This window comes from Agrobacterium sp. CGMCC 11546, from assembly GCF_013365515.1.
Classification (GTDB): Bacteria; Pseudomonadota; Alphaproteobacteria; order Rhizobiales; family Rhizobiaceae; genus Agrobacterium; species Agrobacterium fabrum.
Genome location: NZ_CP047387.1, coordinates 818,155 through 835,816 on the forward strand (window position 1 = coordinate 818,155; position 17,662 = coordinate 835,816).

General features: G+C 59.5%; 18 protein-coding genes. 10 read left to right on the forward strand and 8 right to left on the reverse strand.

The window, feature by feature from the left end; all coding sequences use genetic code 11:
* Positions 1-131: 131 nt before the first annotated feature.
* From GSF67_RS04135 to GSF67_RS04145, 3 genes are all read left to right on the forward strand, one after another.
* Entirely contained in the window at positions 132-1,625 is a 1,494-nt protein-coding gene (locus GSF67_RS04135) for a leucyl aminopeptidase (protein WP_035216088.1), read from the forward strand.
* Between the two features lie 25 nt (positions 1,626-1,650).
* Positions 1,651-2,100 (forward strand): DNA polymerase III subunit chi, encoded by a 450-nt coding sequence (locus GSF67_RS04140; RefSeq protein ID WP_006314598.1) that lies wholly within the window; start codon positions 1,651-1,653, stop codon positions 2,098-2,100.
* A 154-nt stretch (positions 2,101-2,254) separates the two neighbouring features.
* Positions 2,255-3,283, forward strand: coding sequence for a diguanylate cyclase (locus GSF67_RS04145; protein WP_006314599.1), 1,029 nt, complete (start codon positions 2,255-2,257; stop codon positions 3,281-3,283).
* 30 nt (positions 3,284-3,313) lie between these two features.
* Here GSF67_RS04145 and GSF67_RS04150 read toward each other — a convergent pair whose 3' ends face one another.
* Positions 3,314-4,240 carry a Gfo/Idh/MocA family protein gene (locus GSF67_RS04150; RefSeq protein WP_006314601.1) on the reverse strand — a complete coding sequence of 309 codons (927 nt, stop codon included), beginning with the start codon at positions 4,238-4,240 and terminating at the stop codon, positions 3,314-3,316.
* Positions 4,241-4,700: 460 nt separating this feature from the next.
* On the opposite strand from GSF67_RS04150, the gene GSF67_RS04155 reads away from it, so the two are divergent.
* The 4 genes from GSF67_RS04155 to GSF67_RS04170 all read left to right on the forward strand — a co-directional run bounded on the left by GSF67_RS04155 (position 4,701) and on the right by GSF67_RS04170 (position 9,561).
* Positions 4,701-6,638: a GGDEF domain-containing phosphodiesterase gene (locus GSF67_RS04155; protein WP_035216091.1), complete on the forward strand. Its 1,938-nt coding sequence runs from the start codon at positions 4,701-4,703 to the stop codon at positions 6,636-6,638.
* Between the two features lie 84 nt (positions 6,639-6,722).
* Complete coding sequence (locus tag GSF67_RS04160) at positions 6,723-8,384, forward strand: sensor histidine kinase (RefSeq protein ID WP_006314605.1); 1,662 nt, start codon at positions 6,723-6,725, stop codon at positions 8,382-8,384.
* Positions 8,381-8,989 carry a response regulator transcription factor gene (locus GSF67_RS04165; protein WP_006314607.1) on the forward strand — a complete coding sequence of 203 codons (609 nt, stop codon included), beginning with the start codon at positions 8,381-8,383 and terminating at the stop codon, positions 8,987-8,989. Before GSF67_RS04160 ends, GSF67_RS04165 begins: the two co-directional genes overlap by 4 nt.
* Positions 8,990-9,078: 89 nt before the next feature.
* On the forward strand, positions 9,079-9,561 hold the full coding sequence (locus GSF67_RS04170; protein WP_006314608.1) for a heme-binding protein: 483 nt from the start codon (positions 9,079-9,081) through the stop codon (positions 9,559-9,561).
* Positions 9,562-9,619: 58 nt separating this feature from the next.
* Here the strand turns inward: GSF67_RS04170 and GSF67_RS04175 are convergent, their stop codons facing one another.
* Entirely contained in the window at positions 9,620-11,503 is a 1,884-nt protein-coding gene (locus GSF67_RS04175; RefSeq protein WP_035216094.1) for an ABC-F family ATP-binding cassette domain-containing protein, read from the reverse strand.
* Positions 11,504-11,572: 69 nt separating this feature from the next.
* Positions 11,573-12,619 (reverse strand): GGDEF domain-containing protein, encoded by a 1,047-nt coding sequence (locus tag GSF67_RS04180; RefSeq protein ID WP_006314610.1) that lies wholly within the window; start codon positions 12,617-12,619, stop codon positions 11,573-11,575.
* Between the two features lie 255 nt (positions 12,620-12,874).
* Between GSF67_RS04180 and GSF67_RS04185 the strand changes: the two genes are divergently transcribed.
* A complete protein-coding gene (locus GSF67_RS04185) occupies positions 12,875-13,570 on the forward strand; it encodes a glutathione S-transferase family protein (RefSeq protein ID WP_006314611.1) in 696 nt (231 codons plus the stop codon).
* Between the two features lie 103 nt (positions 13,571-13,673).
* Positions 13,674-14,096 carry a nucleoside-diphosphate kinase gene (gene ndk, locus GSF67_RS04190; RefSeq protein ID WP_003502118.1) on the forward strand — a complete coding sequence of 141 codons (423 nt, stop codon included), beginning with the start codon at positions 13,674-13,676 and terminating at the stop codon, positions 14,094-14,096.
* A gap of 124 nt (positions 14,097-14,220) precedes the next feature.
* Here ndk and GSF67_RS04195 read toward each other — a convergent pair whose 3' ends face one another.
* Both GSF67_RS04195 and GSF67_RS04200 read right to left on the reverse strand, forming a co-directional pair.
* On the reverse strand, positions 14,221-14,730 hold the full coding sequence (locus tag GSF67_RS04195; protein WP_128821986.1) for a hypothetical protein: 510 nt from the start codon (positions 14,728-14,730) through the stop codon (positions 14,221-14,223).
* Positions 14,727-15,278, reverse strand: coding sequence for a CGNR zinc finger domain-containing protein (locus GSF67_RS04200; protein WP_035215273.1), 552 nt, complete (start codon positions 15,276-15,278; stop codon positions 14,727-14,729). The genes GSF67_RS04195 and GSF67_RS04200 overlap by 4 nt, the downstream gene beginning before the upstream one ends.
* Before the next feature lie 60 nt (positions 15,279-15,338).
* Between GSF67_RS04200 and GSF67_RS04205 the strand changes: the two genes are divergently transcribed.
* Positions 15,339-16,235 carry a branched-chain amino acid ABC transporter permease gene (locus GSF67_RS04205; protein ID WP_006312877.1) on the forward strand — a complete coding sequence of 299 codons (897 nt, stop codon included), beginning with the start codon at positions 15,339-15,341 and terminating at the stop codon, positions 16,233-16,235.
* A 52-nt stretch (positions 16,236-16,287) separates the two neighbouring features.
* Here the strand turns inward: GSF67_RS04205 and GSF67_RS04210 are convergent, their stop codons facing one another.
* Genes GSF67_RS04210 through pgsA form a run of 3 tightly spaced genes read right to left on the reverse strand, consistent with a single transcriptional unit; the run spans position 16,288 to position 17,598 of the window.
* Positions 16,288-16,752, reverse strand: coding sequence for a molybdenum cofactor biosynthesis protein MoaE (locus tag GSF67_RS04210; protein WP_006312876.1), 465 nt, complete (start codon positions 16,750-16,752; stop codon positions 16,288-16,290).
* Between the two features lie 4 nt (positions 16,753-16,756).
* Positions 16,757-17,011 carry a molybdopterin converting factor subunit 1 gene (gene moaD, locus GSF67_RS04215; protein ID WP_035215222.1) on the reverse strand — a complete coding sequence of 85 codons (255 nt, stop codon included), beginning with the start codon at positions 17,009-17,011 and terminating at the stop codon, positions 16,757-16,759.
* Positions 17,011-17,598, reverse strand: a complete 588-nt coding sequence (gene pgsA / locus GSF67_RS04220) for a CDP-diacylglycerol--glycerol-3-phosphate 3-phosphatidyltransferase (protein ID WP_006312874.1) — start codon at positions 17,596-17,598, stop codon at positions 17,011-17,013. Before pgsA ends, moaD begins: the two co-directional genes overlap by 1 nt.
* Positions 17,599-17,662: the final 64 nt, after the last annotated feature.

Consider the following 17,662-nt stretch of genomic DNA (forward strand, 5'->3'; position numbering starts at 1 on the left):
GTGATGTCGTCTTCCACAAAAATGCCTTTCCTTTAACGACTGTAGGCCTTTAAAGAATGCGGGTTGCGCCCCGGGCCGAAAAGGCCATGATCACGCGCATCGCGCAAGTCGTCCAAGAAGAGCAGGAAAACATGTCCGCTAAATTCGATATTTCTTTCGCCAATTCCGCCTCGCTGGAAAATGCCCTGGCCATCGTGCTGCAGGCCTCGGGCGAGGCGCAGGCCGTTGCCGGTGCTTCCGAGGCTGATCCGGGTGGTGTGATCGAGAGGGCATCGAAGATTTCCGGCTTTTCCGCAAAGTCGATGGCGACGCTCGACGTCATCGCGCCGCAGGGTTCGTCCGCCGACCGGCTGCTCGTCATCGGGCTTGGCAAGCCGTCGAAGCTGGTCGCCCATGACTGGCTGCGCGCCGGCGGCACCGCGGCTGCCCATTTCAAGAAAGCGGACAAGGTCGTTATCTACCTCGATGCCCCGGGCGTTGAGGTGAGCGCCGAAGCGGCTGCGGATTTCGCGCTTGGCCTGCTGCTGCGCGCCTATAGTTTCGATGCCTATAAGACCAAGAAGAAATCCGACGATGAAAAGACACCGAAGAAAGTCGATGTCACCATCGTAACCGCCGCCCATAAGGACGCGGAAAAGGCCTCTGCCGTGTCGGAAGCCGTTGCGGGCGGCGTGATTCTGGCGCGTGACCTCGTCAACCTGCCGCCGAATGTGCTTGGCCCGGTCGAATTCGCCGAAAAGGCGGAGGAGCTGCGCAAGCTCGGCGTCGATGTCGAAATCCTCGGCGAAAAGGAGCTGAAGAAGCTCGGCATGAATGCACTTCTCGGTGTTGCGCAGGGTTCGGCTCGCCCGCCGCGGTTGGCAGTCATGCATTGGAACGGTGGTTCCAAGAAAGATGAACCCATTGCCTTCGTCGGCAAGGGCGTCGTTTTCGACACCGGCGGTATTTCGCTGAAGCCCGGCCTCGGCATGGAAGACATGAAGGGCGACATGGGCGGGGCTGCGGCGGTGACCGGCCTGATGCATGTGCTCGCAGCCCGCAAGGCCAAGGCAAACGTGATCGGCGTCATCGGCCTTGTGGAAAACATGCCTGATGGCAATGCCCAGCGTCCCGGCGATATCGTCACCTCCATGTCCGGCCAGACCATCGAGATCATCAATACTGATGCCGAGGGCCGGCTGGTTCTGGCCGATGCGCTCTGGTACACCAAGGATCGCTTCAACCCGAAATTCATGATCAACCTCGCCACGCTGACCGGCGCGATTACCGTTGCGCTCGGCAATCTCCAGGCAGGTCTTTTCTCCAACGACGACGAACTGGCTACACGGCTTGCGGAGGCGGGAGAGGCGACGGCCGAGAAGCTGTGGCGCATGCCGCTCGGCAAGGACTACGACAAGATCATCGATTCCAAATTCGCCGATATGAAGAACAGCTCCGGCCGGCTGGCGGGTTCCGTCACCGCCGCGCAGTTCCTCAAGCGTTTCGTGGGCGAAACGCCGTGGGCGCATCTTGATATCGCAGGTACTGCCATGGGCTCGCCGCTGACCGAGATCAACCAGTCCTGGGGATCGGGCTACGGTGTGCGTCTGCTGAACGAACTCGTTCGTGCCCATTACGAAGATTGAAGCGAGCGGAGCGGCGCGTCTGCGAATGACTGAAATTCTGTTCTACCATCTGACGGAATCGAAGCTGGAGGATGCGCTGCCGCCTTTGCTCGAGAAATCGCTGGAACGCGGCTGGAAGGTCGCGATCCAGACTGTCGACGATGAGCGTCGTGATTTCCTCGACACGCATCTGTGGACCTTTCGTGACGATAGTTTCCTGCCGCACGCCACCGATGCGTCGTCAGCGCCGCAGAACCAGCCGATTCTTCTGACGGCGTCGAGCGAGAACGGCAATGCGGCGAACGTACGCTTTCTGGTCGACGGCGCCGAGCCGCCAGCGGTGGAGACCTATGAGCGCGTCGTCTTCATGTTCGACGGATACGACGCCTACCAGCTGGAAATGGCGCGTAACCACTGGAAAACGCTGAAGGCAGAGGGGCATTCGCTGACCTATTGGCAGCAGTCTCCCGAAGGTCGCTGGCAAAAAAAGGCCTGACTGCCGCCCGGCCATATTCAGACCAGCCCACTGGAATGGACTGGTAAGAAATCGCATGTGGCGTCGCTTGCAACCTTTTGCTTTATGAAGTGCTTAAGTAATCGGCGGCGCAGGGCAAAAGCGTTTGCGGCGCGGTAAAATAGAAGGATCTGGCATGGGACAGGCGATTTCTAGACCGGATCGGGAGGTGGAGCGTCTTGTGGCCGTGCGGTCGGTTGTCGCCTTCAAGAATGCCGAAACTGACGAATTGAGGGCAATCTCTCAGCTGGCACAGGGCGTGTTCGACGTGGCGCGCGCGGCGGTTCACATTCTGGACGAGGACTGGCTGCATATCGCCGAGCAGGCGGGCCTGCAATTTCAGGAGTGCTCCCGGGATATCGCCATCTGCGACCGCGTGGTCGTGACACAGAATGTTTTGACGGTGTCTGATCTGAGCGTCCACCCGGAATTCGGCTGGCTCCCCTATGTGAAAGGTAGCCCTGAATTGCGCTCTTATGCGGGCGCGCCGATCGAACTTGAGCCCGGTCTCGTTGTCGGCACCTTCTGCCTGCTCGACCCCAACGTGCGTGAATTCTCACCGGCCGAGATCGACAATCTGAGATATTTCGCAACACTTGCCGGAGCGCTTCTGAGACTGCAAAAGGCCAATTTCACCATGAGCCTTGCCGCTCGTGAATTGCGCGACGCGGCCATGACCGATCCTCTCACGGGTTTCTATAACCGCAAGGCTCTGGATGCCATCGTTGACCTGGAACTTGGCGCAGCGCTTTGCGAGAGGGAAACCTTTGGCGTTCTTTATCTCGATCTCGACGGTTTCAAGGCCATCAACGATACGCTGGGTCATGCCGCAGGAGACAAAGTGCTTGTCGAGGCGGCCGCACGCATTCGCGACGTTGTCAGAGCTGAAGATACGGTGGTCCGTATGGGTGGTGACGAATTCGCGATATTCGTTCCGCGTCCGACGTCGGCATCCATCATTGGCAGTCTGGCGGAAAGGCTGCTTGAAGCGTTTCGGCAGCCGTTTCATGTGGAGGGCGAAGACGTGCTTGCACGTCTCAGCATCGGCGGCGCAATTGCGCCGCAGGCCGGTGCCGATCGCCCGACACTGCTGCGCAGCGTCGACGAAGCCCTCTATCAGGCCAAAAAATCAGGGCGCGACCGCTTTGTCAGCCGCGCCCTCTGAGGCTTGTATGTCTGGAAGCGTTGAGGCTTCTCAGTCGTAGAACGAATCCACGAATTTATGGCGGCCGAGCAGGAAGGCGTCAGCCACATGGGTCAGCGGCGCGAGATCGACGTCGGAGCGGCCCGCCTTGATGATTTCGGCGAAGCGTTCGTAAAGGGCCGGATATTCCCGTTCCGGCTGGGACAGTTTTTCCTCGCCGTTGATCGAGAGCTTTGCGCCGCCTTCCGAAAGCACCATCCGTCCCGCTGCCGTTTCAGCAACGATATCCCAGCTCTGCTTGCCGGTCTGGCGCCAGTCGAATTCGGCATGGACGGGCGTTTTTTCAACGTCGGAAAAATGCAGGTCGGCGGCAATCGGGGCGTCTCGGTTTTCCGGGAATTCCAGCGTCGCCTTGGTCAGGAACAGTGCGCGCGGCAGGATATGGGTGATGATCGACAGCGCATTGATCCCGGGATCGAACACGCCGAGACCGCCCGCCTGCCAGATCCAGGCTTGGTTCGGGTGCCAGTGGCGGACATCCTCTTTCCAGATGACATGCACGCTGTCGATTGTCGTCGAGGCCAGAAACGCCTTCGCCGCCTCCACCGCCGGCGCATAACGGGAATGCCAGCTGGCAAACAGCGAAAGACCCTTCGAATCCGCCAGACGAGCGAGATCCTGCACCTCCGAAAGCGTAGCACCCGGTGGCTTTTCAAGGAAAACATGCTTGCCGGCATTCAGCGCCGCGTAAGCTGCCTCGTAACGATATTGCGGCGGCATGCACAGCGAAACCGCATTGATTGCCGGTTCCGCCTCCAGCATGGCCTCGATGGTGCCATAGGAAGAAACACCGTCCACGGTTCCGTGGCGGCTCGCGGTGCAGATCAATTCGAAATCCGGATTGCCTGCGATGGCGGGGAGATGCTGGTCGCGAACGATTTTGCCGACGCCGACAATGGCAAGCTTGATGGCTGACATGGAGAGGGATCCGTTTGAGTGCTTCATGGGATAAAGTGTGACTTTACAGGTTTTTAGCAGAAACAACCGAAGGGGCAAGGCGATCGTCTCCGCACGAGGCGTCATTTTTCATATCGCAATGCCATGGCAGAATATTTGAATGTATATTCGAAAATTCAGATGATTTTAAATTTTACAAGTATTGTTGTTAACGTTTATTTTTGTCGTTGCCCTAGTGCAATCTTAAATGATAAGTTTAAAGACGAATTTTTGAATTATTGTTTTATAAGTTTGTTTTTATATTGGTTTCTTTAGGCGGGTGGGGCGCGTGAGGCTTTTATTTCAGGCGGGCTGTTCGAGTGGCATGGGCCAACGGGGCGAATGGTGGTAATCTTATACTTTCCCTGCGTAGCAGTGGGATTTTTGATTGTCAGATGCTGAAGTTCCGGTGCCGGCGCCGATATTTTACGGTGAATCGCAGATGATGGAATTGATCGTCGCTCAAGCGGCCGCATCGGCCGCCGAACTGCCATTTCTGCTGCTTCAGGCCGCAGCCGTGGTTGGCATGGTGTCCATGCTGATGCTTCTGCAACGACACATAGCTTTCGATGACGTCCGGTATAAAATCTACTATGGAGTTGTTTTTGGAGCGACCGGCTTTCTGCTGACGCTGCTGGTGTCCGAGTTCATTCAACTGCCCTCCAAGCCTTATATTCGTTCGGATCTGTTGTTTCTGGCGGGGGTAGTCGGGTCCTGGCAGGGCGGGTTGATAAGTCTGGCGCTGATTTCCGCCGGGCGCTTCCTGTTCGGCGGTCCGGCCCTCTTTGGCGCGGCTTTTCTGGATATGAGCGTCATTTCCGCTTTCGGCATCGCCATGTATGGCTGGGTGCGCCGGCGCCGTCTGACCGAACTTGGCATGCGGGAGATCGCCGGGGTTTTTGCGATCAGGATTTTCGCCGCGCTGTTCGCGATTTGCCTGACCTATGGTCTTGGCATGGTCGGTCAGGACGTGTTTTTGAGCAATGTTGGACGGCGTATTGTCGGCGCGACCGTCGGCCTGCCGATGATCGCCTGTCTCTTCCTGCTCCTGCGTAGCGAAGCGCGGGCGCGTGAAGCGGTGAAAAAACGCGAGGTTGCGGCGCGGACGGATTCTCTGACCGGTCTGCCCAACCGGCGCGCCCTCAAAGACCATATCGAAATGACGACTCGTCAGGCGCCGGCCGTGCCGCACGCTCTCCTCCTGATCGAAATCGTCAATATCGCTGATGTCGCGGCCTATCAGGGCGATGATTGGGCCGATCTCTTCTGGCCAAAACTGGCGCGGGAAATCTGCGATGGTGAGAATGGGCTGTTGTCGAAATTTAATGACCCGCGCAGCTTCATGTTCGGCGACGCGACACTTGCGGTTGTCATCGAGGGAGTTTCGCTGGAGAAGTCGGAAAGCGCCGGCCTCGTCTTGCATCTCCACGAGGGATTGATCGCCTTTTTCCGGTCTGCTGAGGCAGGACCGGTTCCGCATCTTAAAATCGGGGCGGCTAATCTGGAAATGGTCTCGCACCAGAACGTGGCCTCCTTTCTCAGACATCTCAGCCTGGCGCTGAGGCGGAGTGAAAATCCCGTGCAGATTTTTCCCTTTTCTTTCGCCGAGAAAGCGGCGCGGGACGAGGGCGTGCGCCAGATGCTGGTCCGCTGGATCAAAAATGGAAAGCCGCCGATATTTTACCAGCCGAAGTTTGAAATTCACAATCGCCGCATGATCGGCGCCGAAGCGCTCTTGCGGGCGATCGATACGCACGGGCAGGCGCTTTCGCCCTATTATGTGCTGGAAATTGCCGAACGCCACCGGCTGCTCGTGGAATTCGAGTGGTCAACCATCGAAGCGGTGGTCCGCGACCTCGCCGAACTGCCTGGCCTCGATCCGGATTTTCATCTGGCGGTGAATATTTCCGCCTCGTCTTTTGCGACCGCGTGTTTTGCAGACCGGGTGGTGGCGTTGCTGCAGGAGATGACGGTGCCTGCGCATCGCCTGTCGATCGAGGTGACGGAGATGAGCAGGATGCCGACCACAGATTCCGTGCAGCAGAATTTCGATACGTTGATTGCCGCAGGTGTCCGGCTGGCGCTGGATGATTTCGGCACCGGTTATGCCGCGCTCACCCTGCTGGCAAGATTTCCCTTCGAGGAGGTCAAGATCGATCAATGGATGACATCCCGGCTCGATCAGGCACGGTTCAGGGACGCCGTCGTGCTCGCCTTCGAAAGCGCCGAGCGCTACGGCGCCAAGCTTGTAACGGAAGGCATAGAAACCGAAGAACAGTGCCGGATTCTCATGCAAATGGGCATTCGTTTCGGTCAGGGTTATCTTTATTCGCCCGCCGTGCCGCTTGATCGGTTGCTGCCCCGCCGGGCATACGCCTAGCGCGTCGGGAACCTCACCGGCCAATGGCGAGGGCATGAATTCCGTCGTAGCCGGATTGAATGTTTCCCCGGTCTGTGCTGAGGAATGTTCCTTGACGAACCGATGGTGCGACCGCTTTTTCCGGTCACGCGAGTGAGCCAATGCCTGAAAATGACGATGCCTGAAAACGACGATGCATGGAGTGACATGCCCGGAAAACCGGCTCAGCCCTTGCCGGACGATCCGCGCCCGCAGGCAATATGGTCCTTGCCAGGGGTGATTCTGGTCTGGGCGCTGCTGATGGCGGCCGTCATTTCTGCACTGGCGGCTTACCAATATGTGAGCCTGCTCGGCGAGCTGGAGCGGCAGAGCGACGCGTTGCAGGCCGAGGTGTCCCGCCGGGCCGACCAGCATGACGCCCATGTCACCGCGCTTTCGGCGGTGGCGCAGGCCGAGCAGGGCGCGGATTACGGCTTGCTGCTCGACGTTGCCGCTCCCATTCTGCAGTTTTATCCGCGCATTGACGAGCTTCAACTGGTGTCCCTCAATGAGGGAGGCCCCGTGGTTGGCACCCGGCCATTGGAAAACGAGCTGGCGATAGTCATCCGCAAGGCGGCATCGGTGTTTTCCGGCCACCCGGTCCTGGTGGCAAGCGCCCTCCGGCCCGGGCATTACATGATCGTGAAGCGCAGCCCCAACAGCGAGACGGCGTCGAAGGTTCTGGTGCTCGCAATCGACGCGGCGCAGCTTCTGGCATCCAATGATCCTTTCTGGTCGACGAAACAGGCGGTGATCCGTCTGAAAATGCCGGATGGCACGATATTGTTCGGTCCACCGACACTGCCGGAAAAGCCGCAATATGTCCGGCAGTTGAGCAGCGCCACCCAGCCCCTGCTTCTCGAAGCCGCTCTTTCGATTACCTGGCGGGATCTTCTGCCGGGCCGCGCCCTGTTGGCGGGAATGGCCGGCGCCACCGTAGTTTTCCTGCTCGGCATTATGATGGCGAAACAGCGGACGCGCATGCGTGCCGCCGAAAGACGGGCCGAACTGAGCGGCATGGACGCGAGACTTACCCATGCCTCGCGGGTCAATGCGCTGGGTGAGATGGCGAGCGGTCTGGCGCATGAGCTGACCCAGCCTTTGACGGCGATATTGGCGCAGGCGCAGGCCGGGCGACGGTTGCTTGCCCGCCAGGATACCGTTGCCCTTTCCGGCGCCCTGGATGACATGATCGATCAGGCGCGAAGTGCCGCCAACATGCTCGTCCGGTTTCGCAACTGGTCGCTGCCGCACCGTCAACCGGCCGCCGCGCATGATCTGCGCGCCGCTTTGCGCAATGTCGATGCGCTGCTTGCCGGTGAGGCGGCACGGCACGCGGCCAGCATCGATATCGCCATGCCGGAGACGCCGCTTTCGGTGCGGGCCGATCCTGTGGAAATGGAGCAGGTGATGTTCAATCTGCTGCGTAATGCTCTCGATGCGCTCACGACCGTCGAAGGCAGGAAAGCCATCACCGCAACATTGAGCCGAAAAGGTGATTTCGCCGTGTTCGAGGTGGCCGATAATGGCCCCGGCGTCGCACCGGATTTGCGCGACCGCCTGTTTACGCCTTTCGTAACCACGAAAAAGGACGGCATGGGTCTGGGGCTTGCCCTCAGCCAAAGACTGGTGGAGCGCGCCGGCGGTGAAATCCTCTACGTCGACAGTCAGAATGGCGCGCTTTTCCGCGTCATCCTTCCTGTCGCGGCGGAGGCGCGGAACCCATGACGCTGCCCGTCTATCTCGTCGATGACGATGACGCCGTGCGCAAGGCGCTGATCTTGCTCCTGTCCACCGTCGGCATCAAGGCGAAGGGCTTTGCCGATCCGGTGGTTTTTCTCGGTCAATTGCCCGCTCTCGAGCCGGGCTGCCTCATTTTCGATATCCGCATGCCTGCCATCACCGGATTGAAGCTGCAGGAAAAGCTGGCGGAGGAGGGTGTCGACTGGCCGGTCATCGTCATTTCCGGCCATGGCAATATCGAGGCCTGTCGCCGTGCCTTTCATAATGGCGCGGTGGATTTTCTCTCCAAGCCCGTGGATGAGCAGGATCTCATCGATGCGATCCAGAAGGCGCACCGGATATTGGCCCGCACGCTCGACGCGAAAGCGCTGCATGCCGAGACGAGGGCGCTTTTGGCGCAGCTGACCACACGTGAGCGTGAAATCCTCGAACGTATCGCCCTTGGTTTCACCTCGCGCCAGATCGCCGATGGGCTTGGCCTGTCGCCGCGCACGGTGGACAGCCATCGCGCCGCTATCGGCCTCAAGCTCGGCACCACCTCGCAGGCAGAAATGACGCGGTTGTGGCTGGAAGCCGGCGCGGATCAGTAAAACTACCGAGCAGCCGGCAAATCTTACGGATTCGCAGGTTCGCGTCGTCCGCCTAATCTGGGGTCCTCATCAAACAAGAGGACCTTTTCATGATCCGCACCCTTCTCATCGTCTCCGCTCTGATCGCTCCTTCAGCCGCCTTGGCGCAAACGCTGCCGACCGCGCCCTATCTGCCGCTCGACATGGCGGAAAAAGCGACCAAGGCAGCGCTTCAGGCTTGCTCCGCCAAGGGCAATGCCGTCACCGTTGCCATCGTCACCCGTGATGGTGCCACCAAGACCGTGCTGAAGGCGGATGGTTCCGGCCCGCACACCGTCTCAAGCGCAACCGGCAAGGCTTTCGCAGCCGCATCGCTTGGACGTGACATCGGCGAAATCGCGGAATTCATTGCCTCCAAGCCCGCCAATGATGGCCTTCGCAACATGGATGAGCGCCTGGTCATTCAGGCAGGCGGCCTGCCGATCAAGATCGGCGATGCGCTGGTCGGCGGCATCGGTGTCGGCGGCGCGCCGTCGGGTGCGATTGATGCCGAATGCGCCCGCGAAGGTCTCAACGCCATCGGCGCGAAATAAGCACCGTCAGATACGCTCCGGCGGCTTGAGGCCGCCGGACGCTCGGCACCATCGCGCATCACTGCGCCATGGCATCCTCGTATTCGCTCGAAAGCATCAGCCATTGCTCCTCGGCGTCGGAAAGCTTGCTCGCGGCCTCGCCGCGCTCCTTTACTTTCAGCGCGGCTTTGGCGGGGGCTTTTTCGTACAAAGCAGGGTCCGCCAACTCCTTGTCGAGCGCCTGAATCAGTGTCTCAAGCTTTGCCGTCAGGGATTCGATTTCGTTGATCTTTTTCTTGAGCGGCGCCAGCTGGGCGCGCTTTTCAGCGTTGGCCTTGCGCTGGTCGGCTTTCGAGGTCTGGTCGGCGGCGGCCTCGGTCTTGTCGTCCTTCTTCCTGCCGGAGGAAATAACGAGATCGCGATATTCCTCCATGTCGCCTTCGAAGGTCTTGACCGTGCCGTCGGCCACCAGCCACAGCCGGTCCACCGTCGCTTCGATCAGGTGGCGGTCGTGCGAGATGAGGATGACCGCGCCACTATAATCGTTCAGTGCCTCGATCAGTGCCCGGCGGCTGTCGATGTCGAGATGGTTGGTCGGTTCGTCGAGGATCAACAGGTTCGGCGCATGGAAGGCCGCAAGCCCCATCAGCAGCCGGGCCTTTTCACCACCGGACAAGTCCTTCGCTGCCGTCGCCATTTTTTCCGTTGCAAGACCCATCTGCGCCACGCGGGCACGTACCTGTGCTTCAGGAGCGAGCGGCATCAGCTTACGCACATGTTCGACCGGCGTTTCATCTGGCACGAGGTCGTCGAGCTGATGCTGTGCGAAGAAACCGATCTTGAGGCCCGAGGCGACGCGAAGATCGCCCGCCTGCGGCGCAAGCCGGCCGGAGATGAATTTCGCGAAGGTCGACTTGCCGTTGCCGTTCGAGCCGAGCAGCGCGATGCGGTCGTCATTGTCGATCCTGAGATTGAGCTGTTTCAGGATGGATTTGCCCGGCTCGTAACCGACGGCACCGCCATTTATGGCGACGATGGGGGAGGCGGGCTGCTTTTCCGGCTCGGGAAACGTGATCGGTTGGACATGGTCCTCGATCACGGCGGCAACGGTGCCCATGCGCTCCAGCGCCTTGATGCGGCTCTGGGCCTGGCGCGCCTTGGTGGCCTTGGCGCGGAAACGGTCGATGAAGCTTTGCAGATGTTTGCGTGCAGCATCGTTCTTGACCTTGGCCTTCATCTGCAATTCGTCAGCCTCGGCCTTCTGCCGCTCGAACTGGTCGTAACCACCGCGATAGAAGGTCAGCTTCTTCTGGTCCAGATGCACGATGGAATTGACGGCATTGTTGAGAAGATCGCGGTCATGGCTGATGATGATGACGGTATGCGGATAACGCCGGATATAGTCTTCCAGCCAGAGCGTGCCTTCGAGGTCGAGATAGTTGGTCGGCTCGTCGAGCAGCAACAGGTCGGGTTCGGCAAACAGCACGGAGGCGAGCGCCACGCGCATTCGCCAGCCGCCGGAAAAGGAGGAGGCGGGGCGAAGCTGCGCCTCGTGATCGAAGCCGAGACCGGCGAGAATGCTGGAGGCGCGCGCTTCCGCCGAATGGGCATCGATATCGACAAGCCGCATCTGGATTTCAGCGATCCGGTGAGGATCGGTTGCGGTTTCCGCTTCGGCCAAAAGCGCGCTGCGCTCCTTGTCGGCGGCAAGCACGATGGAAATCAGTGATTCCTCCGTGCCCGGCGCTTCCTGTGCCACCTGGCCGATGCGGGCGAGTTTCGGGATCGTCACCGAACCGCCTTCCGCCGCAAGATCGCCGGTGATGATCCGGAACAGGGTGGATTTTCCGGCACCGTTGCGGCCGACGAGACCCGCCTTCACACCGGCGGGAAGCGCCACGCTGGCATGGTCAAGAAGCAGACGCCCGGCGATGCGGGCGGAAAGATCGGTAATCGTAATCATGGCGCCGTTTTGGCCGAACTGTCTGGCCAAGGCAAGAGCCTCTGCGCCACACCGCGAGAGATTGCCGCTTCAGGAGCCGAGCTGTGCCAGATAGCTGTTGCGGCTGTGCTGCGCCACCTCCCGCGAGTAGCCGATAACGCAGTTGCGCGTGCCGCTGCGGGCCGAGAGCAAAGCGAGTTCGGCATGGCCGAAAAATTCGGCGGCTGTGGCGGTGCCATCCACCGCCGCGACACCGATCGAAACCGTCAGATGCTCGCCATCGCCACCACTGGTCGCGAAGTGCAGGGCCTCTACGCTTTGCCGCAGCCGCTCGGCGATCGCCTCGGCCGTATTCTGCGGTACCCCGGCAAACAGAAAGGCGAATTCATCGCCACCGATGCGAGCGACGAAATCGTCCTTCTTGATGGTCTTGCGAAACAGCGCGGCGAGCCGTCGCAGTGCCTTATTGCCGGCGGAAGAACCATATTTGCCGTTGATTTCCCGGAAATGATCGATGTCGAGCAATACCAGCGAGGTGGCGGACGCGGCCCGATCCTTTGCAAAAAGGGCGCCGAGCTTTTCCAGAAAGGCGGCCCGGTTGGGAAGCGCCGTCAAGCTGTCGCGCAGGGAGGCGGCCTGAAGTTCCACCCGGTTTCTTTCGGCTTCACGGATTTTCACCAGCCCCATGGCAATGAAATGCCGAAGGCTCGTCTGCTCCTCGTGAATGTCGCCCAGAAGCTCCAGGAAACGCTCCGTTGCCGGCGGCTCGCTGTCCTCATCCTGCTGGAGGGCGTCCATGAAGGTCTCGGTGCGTTTAAGGCTTGCCTCCAGCCGCGCGGAAATCTGCGTCAGCGTGTCGAAGGTCGCGCTCGCCATCTGTTCGGCTTCGATCCGGGAAAAGCCGGGCAGATTGTGCCGCTGGCCAATAATATCGATCTCGTGCTGCTGCGGCGCATTGCCGAGCGCGAGAATGTCGCGGCCCATGGCCGGGTTGTGTCCTGACAATATTTCATAGATCAGTTCGTAATTGCGCGGCAATGGCGCAATGTTCATCTTGGCGATGAATTGGGTGATTTTGGTAACGACAAGAGAACTTCTTGCCTGATCACGTTTCTTATCGCCCGCCGATGTCGTCACTGACAGCCCCAATACCGAGATTATTATGAATAGACCGGCGATAACCGATTGTTGAATGGGTTTATTCTTACAAGCAACGGTTTAAAATTGACTGAATCCGCGAAAAGTTTTGGCGCTGCGAAGCGAAAATTTTCACGCCGGACAGACGCGCGGACCGCACGCGTTTCCTGATCGATCACATGACAAATCCTGATTTGATTTCATGGCCCGGCCGTTCTTATATCGTTTCATCAATATTGCAGAAGAGGGTAGCTTATGACGAATTCCAGAACGCTCTACTCGTTGTGCGGAAGCGATATTTCCAGACCGTTTTCTCCCCATTGCTGGAAAACCGTGCTTTCGCTGGCCCATAAGGGGCTGGATTTCGAGGAGCGCCCCTTGCCCTTCACGGTCATTCCGACGGTGGAGGATGGGTTTTCGAAGACGGTGCCGATCCTGCGCGATGGCGACCAACTGGTGAGCGACAGTTTCGAAATCGCGCTTTATCTGGATGACGCCTATCCGGAGCGGCCGTCGCTGTTCGACGGGGAGGGTGGCAAGGCGATGGCCCGCTTTGTTGAAAGCTGGTCACAGACGGTGCTTCATCCGGCTATCACCCGTATTGCTCTGCTGGATATCCATAACATGCTGGATGAGCCGGATCGCCGTTATTTCCGTGACAGCAGGACGAAAGCGCTTGGCCGCCCGCTTGAGGAAGTAACGGCGAACCGTGAGACGGAAATCGCTGCCTTTCCCGCATTGCTGGCGCCGATCCGCCGCATGTTGAGCTTCCAGCCCTTCATTGGCGGCACGTCGCCGCTGTTTGCGGACTATATCGTCTTCGGCGCACTGCAATGGGCACGCATCACGTCAGGGGCGGATCTGTTTGCCGATAGTGATCCGGTGCGGGACTGGTTCGAAGGCTGCCTCGATCTCTACGATGCGAGGGGCCGCAGTGTGACAGCGGCGTGAAATGTCCGACGTCATCGTCGCAATCTCGTTGATCCCCCTTGTTTTCGGGCCTTTGGGCGGGTAAAGACCGCCCACTTTCTCTGAAGGAAAAGGAAACGGACACATGGCGATTGAACGCACATTTTCGATGATCAAGCCGGACGCAACCAAGCGTAACCTCACGGGCGCGATCACCAAGGTATTTGAAGACAACGGTCTGCGCATCGTCGCGTCCAAGCGCGTCTGGATGAGCAAGCGCGAAGCCGAAGGCTTCTACGCCGTTCACAAAGAGCGTCCCTTCTTTGGCGAACTCGTTGAAGGCATGACCTCCGGCCCGACCATCGTACAGGTTCTGGAAGGCGAAAACGCCATCCTCAAGAACCGCGAAATCATGGGCGCCACCAACCCGGCCCAGGCTGCTGAAGGCACCATCCGCAAGTCCTTCGCGCTTTCCATTGGCGAAAACTCCGTTCACGGTTCCGACGCTCCGGAAACCGCTGCACAGGAAATCGCCTACTGGTTCGCCGAAACCGAAATCGTCGGCTGATTCAAAATCTCAACGGCTTGAATCGCTGTTGCAAGCGATTGGCCGAGGCCGTTGAAATGACTCGAAGAAACGGGGCCGAAAGGCTCCGTTTTTTGTTTGACAGGCGGTAAAGCAACGCCACTCCCTACGACGCCGGGCACCCCTGAACCGGGCGCATATCCGTCGTGCCGTCTGACTTGAACACCTCCGGATTGGGCGTATAGAGCGGGCCGATCACCAGCGGCTTGGCCGGTAGAGCCGACTGATCGGTGTCGGAGCGGATCGTGGTCTCGATTGTCTGCATGACATCGCCATCCGGGCCCTTGATGCGGATGGTGACCTTGTAGGGCCGGTCCTGCTTCACGCATTCGACCGGCGGGCTCTGAACAGTGATCTTTTCGTCCTTCGGAAAAATTCTCTCCCTGGTCGTGAGATCGGGGCCGCCGCGCGGGTTTTCGAAAACCGCCTCCACGCTGCTGCCGTCGCGGATGGGGGCGATGCGCTGAAGCGTCACCAGATAGGTGGCGATGGCGACGCGGTAATTGAAGACGAACATTCGCCCGGACAGCTTGGCCACTTCACGCGGTTCATCGCGCTGGCAACCGGAAAGAGAAAGCATTGCTGCAATCGCCAGCAGGGGCAGGGCAATTTTCATGGCTGCACCTCCTTCTTGCGGTGATAATGCCGGCTGGCCTTCTGCCGGTTGCCGCACACCGCCATGTCGCACCAGACACGGCTTCTGTTTTTGCTGCGGTCGATGAACAGCCAGCCGCAATTGCCACAGATCCGCAGCCGTTCCCGTGTCTCGCTGGCAAGCAGCGACAGAGCGGAATGGACGGTGGCGTTGGCGAGACTTTCGGACGCCGGGAATAACCGTAGCGCCGTGCCGCCCGCAGAGAGAAACCGCGCCAGCTTGCCATCATCATCGGCTCCGCCGGAAACAGACGAACGGAAGTGATCGTCGATCGCCTCGCGCAGTTCGAGAAAAATGGGCCGTTTGTCCGCCTCCGGCGCGATGAGGATAGAAAACCTGTCCCGTTCCGCACCAAGCAGCGTCGCCGCGTCGGCAAAGGCGGCGATCTGCTCTGGCACGGCAAAACGGTCGAGCGTCCTTGCCGCGTCCGAGCGCAGGATCACGCTGTTGGCGACATCGAGCGCCAATGCTCCCCCTGCAAAACGATGTTCCGTCCAGCGAAATGTCATGCGCATATTATAACTATCAAAATACGTTTTAACAGTTATAATCGTGGCTGGAGGACGGGCTTGGCTTATTTCCTGCAACAATTGCTGAATGCCGTGCCGATCGCAGCCATTTATGCGGTTCTGGCCTTCGGTTATGCCATCGCTTTTTCGGTCACGAAACGCGCCGATGTGACCTATGGCGCCATATTCGCCTTTGCCGGCCAGACGTGCCTCCTGTTTGCCGATTTCGGTTGGAACCGGCTGTGGCTCGTTCTGCCGGCAACATTGGCGCTGGGGGCAGGGGCCGGCCTGTTCGGCGGGCTCTGGGCCGCGGGTTTCATCGGCAGAGCGGTGATGCGGCCGCTGGCAAAGGCTTCTCCCAACGCGGTGACCGTCGCGGCCGTCGGCGTACTGATCGCGCTCACGGAAAGCGCAAGGCTTGCCGCCGATACAAAGCAATTGTGGTTGCCGCCGCTTTTATCGCAGCCGGTGCGTTTCTGGACCGAGGGCGGCTTTTCCGTGACCCTCACACGGATGCAGATGCTGAACACGGCAATCTTCTGCCTGCTCATTCTCGTAGGCTCGCTTTATCTCAGCCATTCCGCCTTTGGCAGGCGCTGGAAGGCGGTGTCGGATGATGCTTTTGCCGCCTCGCTCTTCGGGGTGAATGCGGGAAGAATATTTCTGCTGTCCTATTGCGCGGCGGGTCTCGTTGCGGCCATCGCCGGTGTGCTGGCCACGTTTTATTACGGCACCATGGATTTCGGCGCCGGTCTCGTTTTCGGGCTGAAAGTCGTGCTGATCTCGGCGGCGGGCGGATATGCCAGCCCGCTCATCTGCGGCCTCGGGGCTGCTGCCGTCGGTTTTGCGGAAACATTCTGGGTCGGTTACGGCCCGGTCGCCTGGCGGGATGCGGCGGTTCTAGCGCTGCTTGTCGGCTGGCTGATCGTCATGCGCAGCAGGGTGGAAGCGCCTTAGGGAATTCCAGGAAAAGCGCACTCCGGTTTTCCGTCCGCGAAAACAGACGCTATCACCACTTGTCTTTCGCCGTATCGTCGGTCGCCTTCGCTGCCACCCAGTCGCCCGTTATGCCATCCCTGCCATGTTCCTTTTTCCAGAACGGGGCTGAGGTCTTGAGATAGTCCATCACGAAATTGGCACCGTCGAAGGCGGCCTGTCGATGAGAAGAAGCGGCGACGACAAGGACGATGTTCTCGCCGGTGGCGATCTTGCCATGGCGGTGGATGGCGGTGAGGCCAAGCAGGCCGAAGCGCTCTACCGCAAGTTTGGCGATGCGGGTGATTTCCGCTTCCGCCATGCCGGGATAATGTTCGAGTTCCAGTGCGGTCAGCGTGCCGCCATCGTCCCGGCAGAGCCCGGTAAAGGCCACGACGGCGCCGATGCTTCTGTCGCTTTGCGTCAACAGGCGTGTTTCGTCAGCGGCGTCGAAGTCTTCTGCCTGCACGCGAACCGTCGGCTGAGCGACTTTCTGCATCCGCTCATCCCCCCGTCATGGGCGGGAAAATGCCGATCTCGCGTGCGCCGACAATGCTCTCGTCATGCTCGACATGTTCCTGATTGACGGCGACCCTGATGACATTGGGAAACTCAAAGGCTGCTTCGTAATTTTCACCGCGTGTCGCAAGATAGGCGATCAGCTCGCCGGCGGTGGTGACGGAGGAAGGGATATCCAGCTCTTCCTGATCCGTGCCGATCTTCTCGCGCACCCAGGCGAAATAAACGATCCGCGTCATCATTCTTCGTCCACGATGTGCTTGAGGCCCGCCTTGAAGTAATCATAACCGGTATACATGGTCAGCGCCGCGGCGAGCCACAGAAGCGTAATCCCCATCTCGGTCGTATAGGGCAGCACCTTGTCGCCGGCAGGACCTGCGAGAAGAAAGGCGATGGCCACCATCTGGATCGTCGTCTTCCATTTGGCGATCTGGGTGACGGGAACGCTGACCTTCAGCGCCGCCAGATATTCGCGCAGGCCGGAAACCAGAATTTCACGGCAGAGAATGGTAATTGCTGCCCAGAGCGACCAGCCGGCAATGGTCCCATCCGCCGCCATCAACAGCAGCACGGAAGCGACCAGCAGCTTGTCGGCTATCGGGTCCAGCATGCGGCCGATATTCGACGTCTGGTTCCAGATGCGGGCGAGATAGCCATCGAGAAAATCGGTCAGCGAAGCGACGATGAACAGCCAGAGCGCCGTCCAGCGCGCGAAGTCAGAGCTTTCCAGCTTTCCTTCGATAAAGAAACACAAAACGATGACAGGAACCGCAAGAATGCGGGCATAAGTGAGGAGGTTGGGAATGTTGTATGCGCGCGAAGCCATGGGAAACCTGTCAGTCTAAGATCAGCTGCCTTGATGCCGTCCCTGACGCATAGGGTCAACACGT